The sequence below is a fragment of the Streptomyces sp. NPDC006393 genome (assembly GCF_040628575.1).
Taxonomy (GTDB): Bacteria; Actinomycetota; Actinomycetes; order Streptomycetales; family Streptomycetaceae; genus Streptomyces.
Map to the genome: position 1 here is coordinate 1 of NZ_JBEXZD010000187.1, position 8294 is coordinate 8294.

An 8294-nucleotide genomic window follows, 5' to 3' on the forward strand; every position below is an offset into this window, starting at 1 on the left:
CCCCCGACGTCACCTGGGACGTGCTGATCCTCCAGCACGAACACGGCATCAACGACGCCCTCGACATGATCGACGAGCTGCGCGGATTCCTCTCCAACTCCATCCGCTACAGCGGCGCCACCGACGAACTGCGCGCCTCCCTCCAGGCCGACCTCGACAACCTGCCCGAGATCAGCCCCCGCTACAAGCGGCTCAACGCCGAGGAGCCCTACCGGCTCAAGGCCACCTGCATCCGGCAGAAGCTCGTCAACACCAAGCAGCGCCTCGCCAAGGGCACCCCCCACGTGGCCGGCCGCGACTACCTCGGCACCGCCGAACTCCTCGCCGACCTGCGCCTCCTCCAGGACTCCCTGCGCGCCCACCGAGGCGGCCTGTTCGCCGACGGCCGCCTCGCCCGCACCATCCGCACCCTGGCCGCCTTCGGCCTCCAGCTGGCCACCATGGACGTCCGCGAACACGCCGACGCCCACCACCACGCCCTCGGCCAGCTCTTCGACCGGCTCGGCGAGGAGTCCTGGCGCTACGCCGACATGCCCCGCGAGTACCGCGCCAAGCTGCTCGCCAAGGAACTCAGGTCCCGCCGCCCGCTCGCCCCCACCCCGGCACCCGTCGACGCCGCCGGAGCCAAGACCCTCGGCGTCTTCGAGACGATCAAGCGCGCCCTGAAGGTCTTCGGACCCGAGGTCATCGAGTCCTACATCATCTCCATGTGCCAGGGCGCCGACGACGTCTTCGCGGCGACCGTCCTGGCCAGGGAGGCCGGCCTGATCGACCTGCACGCCGGCTGGGCGAAGATCGGCATCGTGCCGCTGCTGGAGACCACCGACGAGCTCAAGGCAGCCGACACCATCCTGGAGGACATGCTCTCCGACCCGTCCTACCGGCGCCTCGTCGCACTGCGCGGGGACGTCCAGGAGGTCATGCTCGGCTACTCCGACTCCTCCAAGTTCGGCGGCATCACCACCTCCCAGTGGGAGATCCACCGCGCCCAGCGCCGGCTGCGCGACGTCGCCCACCGCTACGGCGTACGGCTGCGCCTCTTCCACGGCCGCGGCGGCACCGTGGGCCGCGGCGGCGGCCCCACCCACGACGCCATCCTCGCCCAGCCCTGGGGCACCCTCGAGGGCGAGATCAAGGTCACCGAACAGGGCGAGGTCATCTCCGACAAGTACCTCATCCCGTCCCTGGCCCGGGAGAACCTGGAACTGACGGTGGCCGCCACCCTCCAGGCCTCCGCCCTGCACACCGCCCCCCGCCAGTCCACCGAGGCCCTCGCCCGCTGGGACGCGGCCATGGACGTGGTCAGCGACGCCGCCCACGCCGCCTACCGCCGCCTGGTCGAGGACCCCGACCTGCCGACGTACTTCCTCGCCTCCACCCCCGTCGACCAGCTCGCCGAACTCCACCTCGGCTCCCGGCCCTCCCGCCGCCCCGGCTCCGGCGTCTCGCTCGACGGCCTGCGCGCCATCCCCTGGGTGTTCGGCTGGACCCAGTCCCGGCAGATCGTCCCCGGCTGGTTCGGCGTCGGCTCCGGGCTCAAGGCGCTGCGCGAGGCCGGACTGGACACCGTGCTCGACGAGATGCACGAGCAGTGGCACTTCTTCCGCAACTTCGTCTCCAACGTCGAGATGACGCTCGCGAAGACCGACCTGCGCATCGCCCAGCACTACGTCGACACCCTCGTCCCCGACGAGCTGCGGCACATCTTCGACGTCATCAAGGCCGAGCACGAGCTCACCGTCGCCGAGATCCTCAAGGTCACCGGCGAGCGGGAACTCCTGGACGCCCAGCCCGTCCTGAAGCAGACCTTCGCCATCCGCGACGCCTACCTCGACCCGATCTCCTACCTCCAGGTCGCCCTGCTCAAGCGGCAGCGCGACGCGGTGGCAGCGAGCGAGGAGGCCGACCCGCTGCTGTCCAGGGCGCTGCTCCTGACCGTCAACGGTGTGGCGGCCGGCCTGCGCAACACCGGCTGACCAGGGCCGCCGGACCACATGAGCCGGACCACATGAGGGTGGGCCCGGGATCCACGCGGATCCCGGGCCCACCCTCATGTCCGTTCCGTGGCGTCAGCCGCGGCGGGCCCGGCGCCGCAGCACCAGGAAGCCGCCCGCCGCGACCAGCACGGCCGCGACGCCCGACAGCAGACCCACCGGGGCGCTGCTGCCCGTCTCGGCGAGGTCGCCGCTCGTGCCGCCCTGCGCGGACGGCGACGACGAGGCGGCGGGAGCCGCACCCGAGGACGCCGGGGCCGAGGAGGTCGCCTCCGCGGTCGGTGACCCGGAGGTGCCCGGTGCGGGCGTGGTGGACCCGCCCGGCGTGGAGCCGGGCCCGCCGGGCGTGGAACCGGGCCCGCTCGGCGTGGAGCCGGAGCCGCCGCCGTTCTCGGTTCCGCAGTCCGTCCAGAACACCTTGTGCTTCGCGCGACCGTTCTCGCCGTCGAAGTTCCAGAACAGCTTGTAGTGCCCGTCGGGCAGCGACAGATCCTCCGTACGGCCGTGGCCGTCGGCGTCCAGGGTGATGTCGCCGGACTTCACGGTGTCGCCCTTGACGGCGTCGGTCGGCGCCCACGTCTCGATGTGCCAGTCCACCTCCTGCCCGCCGTCGAATCCGAAGGCGTCCAGGTAGAAGGTGCACACGTGCGGCTCGTTCCGGCGCAGCTCCTCGCCGGTCTTCGCGTCGTGGATCTTCACGGTGCCGTTGTCACCGTGGTGGGAGTTCTGCGAGGCGGCGTGCGCGAGAGGAGCGAGCGCGAGCGCCGCCGAGACGCCGGCGGTCAGCGCGCCGGCGCGGATCAGGGTACGCATGGGGCAGTCAGTCCATCTTCGAGAAGCGAACAGGAAGATGTGGAGGGGGCGGCTCAGCTTCCCAGCCGCACCCCCAGCCCCGTCAATCACAAAGCGGGAACAAAGACGGCCCTTGGCGGCCCGGCGCCGTCCCAGCCCGGTCAAAGCGCCAGAAAAGCCGCCGTCAGCAGCGCGACCCCCGACCCGGCCAGCCCCCACGCGGCCCGGGTCAGCCGCAGCCCGCCCGCCACCACCACCGAGGCCAGCAGCAGCGCACCGCCCAGCGGAGCCCACGCGTACAGGATCCCGGCCGGGCCCGAGCGCAGCACCTCGTCGGTGCCCGGCTTCACCACGACGCTGTACGTCCGCCCCTTGTGCACCGCCGCCGAGCCGATCTCCACCCGGTCCCGGGCCGTCGACCCCGGCGACAGGGGCGTGTACGGGCCGCTGCACGTGTCGTGGGCGCACCGCGTCACCTCGACCGTCCCGCGCTCCCGCCCCTTGGTCAGCATCACGTACGGCGCGGTGCTCCAGGACGCCCACACACCCGCGATCAGAACGAGCACGGTGACCGCGCCCATCGCGGCGACCCGCCCGAACCGCAGCGCGGCGAACGAGGCCGTACGGGCGGGCTTGCGCTTCGTACCGGCGGGCTTGCGGTTCGTACGGCCGGGCTTGCGGGTCGTACGGGCCTGACGGGAACGACTACGGGCGGTGGCTGCGGCGGCAGGCATGGCCGGGATCATTGGCCATGCCCCTGCACCCGGTCAACTCCCGAGGGGGCCGGCGGCCCGACAAGTCAGGAGTTGTACGCGCTTTGCGCCCGCTCCAGCCCCTCCGCCAGCAGACACTCCACCGAGTCCGCCGCCCGGTCCACGAAGTAGTCCAGCTCCTTGCGCTCCGTCGCCGAGAAGTCCTTCAGCACGAAGTCCGCCACCTGCATACGGCCCGGCGGACGTCCGATCCCGAACCGCACCCGGTGGTAGTCGGCGCCCATCGCCTTCGTCATCGACTTCAGGCCGTTGTGCCCGTTGTCGCCACCGCCCAGCTTCAGCCGCAGGGTGCCGTAGTCGATGTCCAGCTCGTCATGGACCGCCACGATGTTCGCCACCGGAACCTTGTAGAAGTCCCGCAGCGCGTTCACCGGACCGCCCGACAGGTTCATGTACGACATCGGCTTCACCAGGACCACCCGGCGGCTCTCCGGACCCGGCGGACCGATCCGGCCCTCCACCACCTGTGCCTGCGCCTTGCCCGCCCGCTTGAACCGGCCGCCGATACGGTCGGCCAGCAGATCCACCACCATGAACCCCACGTTGTGCCGGTTCATGGCGTACTCCGGTCCGGGATTGCCCAGGCCGACGATCAGCCAGGGGGCGTTCGCGGAACTCGCCGGGGTGGTCACGTCTGCTTCTCCTTGATACGCGCCGGCCGCCGCTCCCCCTACCGGAGTACGGGAAGCGGCGGCCGGCGAAACGACGATCGGCTGAGGATCAGGCCTCCGCGGCCTCTTCGCCCTCGGCCTCCTCGCCCTCGGCGGCCTCCTCGACCTGCGCCTGGAGGACCTGGAGGACGACCGCGTCCTCCTCGACGGCCAGCGTCACACCGCTCGGCAGGGTGATGTCCTTGGCGTGGATCGAGGCACCGGCCTCCAGACCCTCCACGGACACCGTCACGACCTCGGGGATGTGCGTGGCCTCGGCCTCGACCGGCAGCGCGTTCAGGACGTGCTCCAGCAGGTTGCCGCCCGGGGCCAGCTCGCCCTCGGTCTGCACCGGGATCTCGACCGTGACCTTCTCGCCGCGCTTGACCAGCAGCAGGTCGACGTGCTCCAGGAAGCCCTTCAGCGGGTCGCGCTGCACGGACTTCGGGATCGCCAGCTCGTTGGTCTTGCCGTCGATGTCCAGGGAGATCAGGACGTTCGGCGTACGCAGCGCCATCAGCAGGTCGTGGCCCGGCAGCGTCAGGTGCAGCGGGTCGGAGCCGTGACCGTAGAGAACACCCGGGACCTTGTTGTCACGGCGGATGCGGCGCGCGGCACCCTTGCCGAACTCGGTACGGGTCTCGGCGGCGAGCTTCACCTCGGACATGCTTCTCACTCCTCGTAGAAATAGGGGACGTGGTCACCCGGCCACACGAACGGCCTGCTACGAAGAGCGCGTCGATTACGGACCGCCGTATCCGCCCGAAGACGGCCACGGCCTCCCTCGCCGAGCAACTTGAGCAGTCTACTCGAAAGAAGAAGGCCGTACCCAAAACGATCTACGGGGACCCGTGAAACGTCACAGAGTGATCGTTACTGCTCGTCGAAGAGGCTCGTCACCGAACCGTCCTCGAACACCTCGCGCACCGCCCGGGCGACCGTCGGCGCGATCGACAGCACCGTGATCTTGTCCAGCTCCAGCTCACCCGGCGTCGGCAGCGTGTTCGTGAACACGAACTCGCTCACCTTCGAGTTCTTCAGCCGGTCCGCGGCAGGGCCCGACAGCACACCGTGCGTCGCCGTCACGATGACGTCCTCCGCACCGTGCGCGAACAGCGCGTCCGCCGCCGCGCAGATCGTGCCGCCGGTGTCCACCATGTCGTCCACCAGCACACAGACGCGGCCCTTCACGTCACCGACGACCTCGTGCACGGTGACCTGGTTCGCCACGTCCTTGTCACGGCGCTTGTGCACGATCGCCAGCGGCGCGCCCAGCCGGTCGCACCAACGGTCCGCCACCCGCACCCGGCCGGCGTCCGGGGACACCACCGTCAGCTTCGAACGGTCCACCTTGTTGCCCACGTAGTCCGCCAGCAGCGGCAGCGCGAACAGGTGGTCCACCGGGCCGTCGAAGAAGCCCTGGATCTGGTCCGTGTGCAGATCGACGGCGAGGATGCGGTCCGCACCGGCCGTCTTCATCATGTCGGCCACCAGACGCGCCGAGATCGGTTCACGGCCACGGTGCTTCTTGTCCTGCCGCGCGTAACCGTAGAACGGCACGATCACCGTGATGGAGCGGGCCGACGCGCGCTTCAGCGCGTCGATCATGATCAGCTGCTCCATGATCCACTTGTTGATCGGAGCCGTGTGGCTCTGGATCAGAAAGCAGTCCGCGCCACGCGCCGACTCCTGATAACGCACATAGATCTCGCCGTTGGCGAAGTCGAACGCCTTCGTCGGGACGACCCCGACACCCAGCTCGTGGGCGATTTCCTCGGCAAGCTCGGGGTGGGCGCGGCCGGAGAAGAACATCATCTTCTTCTCGCCGGTCGTCTTGATCCCGGTCACAGCAGTGTCTCCTCAGAGGGTGTTCGCAGCTGGATGTCGAGATGACCTCATGAGCCGTGTCAGACCGTGGCGTAAGGCCGTCTCAGCTGGTGGGGGTGCGGGTGTGCACTTATCACGGTACGCCGTGTTTGGCGCACCCGTGTCCGGTCAGGCCTCGCCCTCACCCGTCGGAGACGCCGCCTCGGCCGCCTTCGCGGCCGCGCTGCCCGGGCGCTTGCGCGCCACCCAACCCTCGATATTCCGCTGCTGACCACGGGCCACGGCCAGGGAACCGGGCGGTACGTCCCGAGTGATCACGGACCCGGCAGCGGTGTACGCACCGTCCCCGATCGTGACAGGCGCCACAAACATGTTGTCCGAACCGGTACGGCAGTGCGAGCCCACGGTCGTGTGGTGCTTGTCCTGCCCGTCGTAGTTCACGAACACGCTCGCGGCACCGATGTTCGTGTACTCGCCGATCGTGGCGTCACCGACGTAGGACAGGTGCGGAACCTTCGTCCCCTCGCCGATCGAGGCGTTCTTCGTCTCCACGTACGTACCCACCTTGGACTTCAGCCCCAGGCGCGTACCCGGCCGCAGATAGGCGTACGGACCCACGGACGCCTCCGGCCCCACCACGGCCCCGTCGGAGACGGTGTTGTCCACCCGCGCCCCCGCCCCGACCCGGGTGTCGGTCAGTCGGCTGTTCGGGCCGACCACGCTGCCCTCGGCCAGATGCGTCGAGCCGTGCAGCTGGGTGCCCGGCAGGACCACGACGTCCTGCTCGAAGGTGACGGTCACATCGACCCAGGTGGTCGCCGGGTCGACGACGGTCACCCCGGCGAGCATCGCGGCCGTCAGCAGCCGGTCGTTCAGGATCCGCCGGGCCTCCGCCAGCTGCACACGGTTGTTGATCCCCGCGATCTCCCGGTGGTCGCCGGCCACACAGGCCCCGACCCGGTGACCGGCCTCCCGCAGGATCCCGAGGACATCGGTGAGGTACTCCTCACCCTGGCTGTTGTTCGTCCGCACCTTGCCCAGCGCGTCCGCCAGCAGCCGCCCGTCGAACGCGAACACCCCCGAGTTGATCTCCCGGATCGCCCGCTGCGCCTCGGTCGCGTCCTTGTGCTCCACGATCGCGGTCACGGCGCCGCTGTCGCCGTCGCGCACGATCCGGCCGTACCCGGTGGCGTCCGGCACCTCGGCGGTCAGCACGGTGACGGCGTTGCCGTCCTCGCCGTGCGTGTCGGCCAGCTTCCGCAGCGTCTCACCGGTGAGCAGAGGGGTGTCCCCGCAGACGACGACCACGGTCCCGTCGACGGCCCCGCCGAGCTCCTCCAGCCCCATGCGGACGGCGTGCCCGGTGCCCTTCTGCTTCTCCTGCACGGCGGTACGGACCTGGGGGTCGACCTCGGCGAGATGCGCGGTCACCTTCTCCCGCGCGTGCCCGACCACGACCACGAGGTTCTCGGGCTTCAACTCACGCGCGGCCGCCAGCACATGACCGACCAGGGAACGGCCACAGATCTCATGCAGGACCTTGGGTGTGGCCGACTTCATACGGGTGCCCTCACCCGCTGCGAGAACGACGACGGCTGCCGGGCGAATGGCGCTCACAGGATGCCCTTCGGCTTTTGGGGTGGGGTGGACATCCGCAGGATAGCGGGGCGCGGGGAGGGGGAGACGAGAGCGGGTCCTGACCCGAGACGGGCCAGGACCCTGGGGCGAGCTCCCGCTCGCTGCGGCTCCCGGAGAAGGATTCGAACCCTCATTCAACGGACCAAAACCGTTTGTCCTGCCCTTAGACGATCCGGGACTGTGTGCGTGTGATGTCCGATTCGTTGATCGGCTCCGCGCTCGGACACCACTATGCCGTACCGGGCGCCCTCGATGCGACGGTGTGAGCCGCTGCCGCACCTCCGCCGCGCGGCGCGGTGGCGAGCGGCACGCGAAACTCACCGGAAAAGCCGCCGTGGGCGCCCGTACGCTGGAGGGCATGACCAGGACGGGGGAAGACCATCGGGCGGCCGGGACCGGGCCGTGGTGGTGGGTGCGGTGGCGCAGTGCGGTGCTCGACTCGGGCCTGGCGCTGGCGTCCGCGGTGGAGTGCGGGGCCGAGGGCGTGCCGTTCGCGCGGGATGCCGGGGTTCCGCCGGCCGTGGGCATCGTGTTCGGGGTGCTGGCCGGGTCGGTGCTGCTGATCCGGCGGCGGTGGCCCATCGCCGTGGTGCTGGTGGCGATCGCCGTCACGCCGGCCC

7 protein-coding genes, 1 tRNA gene and 1 pseudogene are annotated in these 8294 nt (G+C 70.2%); 2 read left to right on the forward strand and 7 right to left on the reverse strand.

What is annotated here, in order from left to right; translation table 11 throughout:
* Window positions 1-1976: phosphoenolpyruvate carboxylase (locus ABZ484_RS37875; RefSeq protein WP_358870495.1), on the forward strand; the 1976-nt coding region annotated here is incomplete at its 5' end.
* Window positions 1977-2069: 93 nt separating this feature from the next.
* Here the strand turns inward: ABZ484_RS37875 and ABZ484_RS37880 are convergent.
* From ABZ484_RS37880 to ABZ484_RS37910, 7 genes are all read right to left on the reverse strand, one after another.
* A complete protein-coding gene (locus ABZ484_RS37880) occupies window positions 2070-2807 on the reverse strand; it encodes an LPXTG cell wall anchor domain-containing protein (protein ID WP_358870496.1) in 738 nt (245 codons plus the stop codon).
* A gap of 140 nt (window positions 2808-2947) precedes the next feature.
* On the reverse strand, window positions 2948-3532 hold the full coding sequence (locus ABZ484_RS37885; protein WP_358870497.1) for a hypothetical protein: 585 nt from the start codon (window positions 3530-3532) through the stop codon (window positions 2948-2950).
* Window positions 3533-3585: 53 nt separating this feature from the next.
* Window positions 3586-4191 carry an aminoacyl-tRNA hydrolase gene (pth, locus tag ABZ484_RS37890; RefSeq protein ID WP_358870498.1) on the reverse strand — a complete coding sequence of 202 codons (606 nt, stop codon included), beginning with the start codon at window positions 4189-4191 and terminating at the stop codon, window positions 3586-3588.
* Between the two features lie 88 nt (window positions 4192-4279).
* Window positions 4280-4876, reverse strand: coding sequence for a 50S ribosomal protein L25/general stress protein Ctc (locus tag ABZ484_RS37895; RefSeq protein WP_358870499.1), 597 nt, complete (start codon window positions 4874-4876; stop codon window positions 4280-4282).
* Window positions 4877-5082: 206 nt separating this feature from the next.
* Window positions 5083-6057 (reverse strand): ribose-phosphate diphosphokinase, encoded by a 975-nt coding sequence (locus ABZ484_RS37900; protein ID WP_358870500.1) that lies wholly within the window; start codon window positions 6055-6057, stop codon window positions 5083-5085.
* Between the two features lie 147 nt (window positions 6058-6204).
* On the reverse strand, window positions 6205-7653 hold the full coding sequence (gene glmU, locus ABZ484_RS37905; protein WP_358870501.1) for a bifunctional UDP-N-acetylglucosamine diphosphorylase/glucosamine-1-phosphate N-acetyltransferase GlmU: 1449 nt from the start codon (window positions 7651-7653) through the stop codon (window positions 6205-6207).
* Window positions 7654-7781: 128 nt separating this feature from the next.
* Window positions 7782-7852: transfer RNA gene (locus tag ABZ484_RS37910), tRNA-Gln, on the reverse strand.
* 180 nt (window positions 7853-8032) lie between these two features.
* Here ABZ484_RS37910 and ABZ484_RS37915 point away from each other — a divergent pair.
* A pseudogene (locus tag ABZ484_RS37915) lies at window positions 8033-8294 on the forward strand (sensor histidine kinase); the annotation flags it as partial.

Coding starts and splice junctions, on each gene's coding strand:
- ABZ484_RS37880 (WP_358870496.1), bottom strand. CDS start 2,807: ATGCGTACCCTGATCCGCGCCGGCGCGCTGACCGCCGGCGTCTCGGCG.
- ABZ484_RS37885 (WP_358870497.1), bottom strand. CDS start 3,532: ATGATCCCGGCCATGCCTGCCGCCGCAGCCACCGCCCGTAGTCGTTCC.
- ABZ484_RS37895 (WP_358870499.1), bottom strand. CDS start 4,876: ATGTCCGAGGTGAAGCTCGCCGCCGAGACCCGTACCGAGTTCGGCAAG.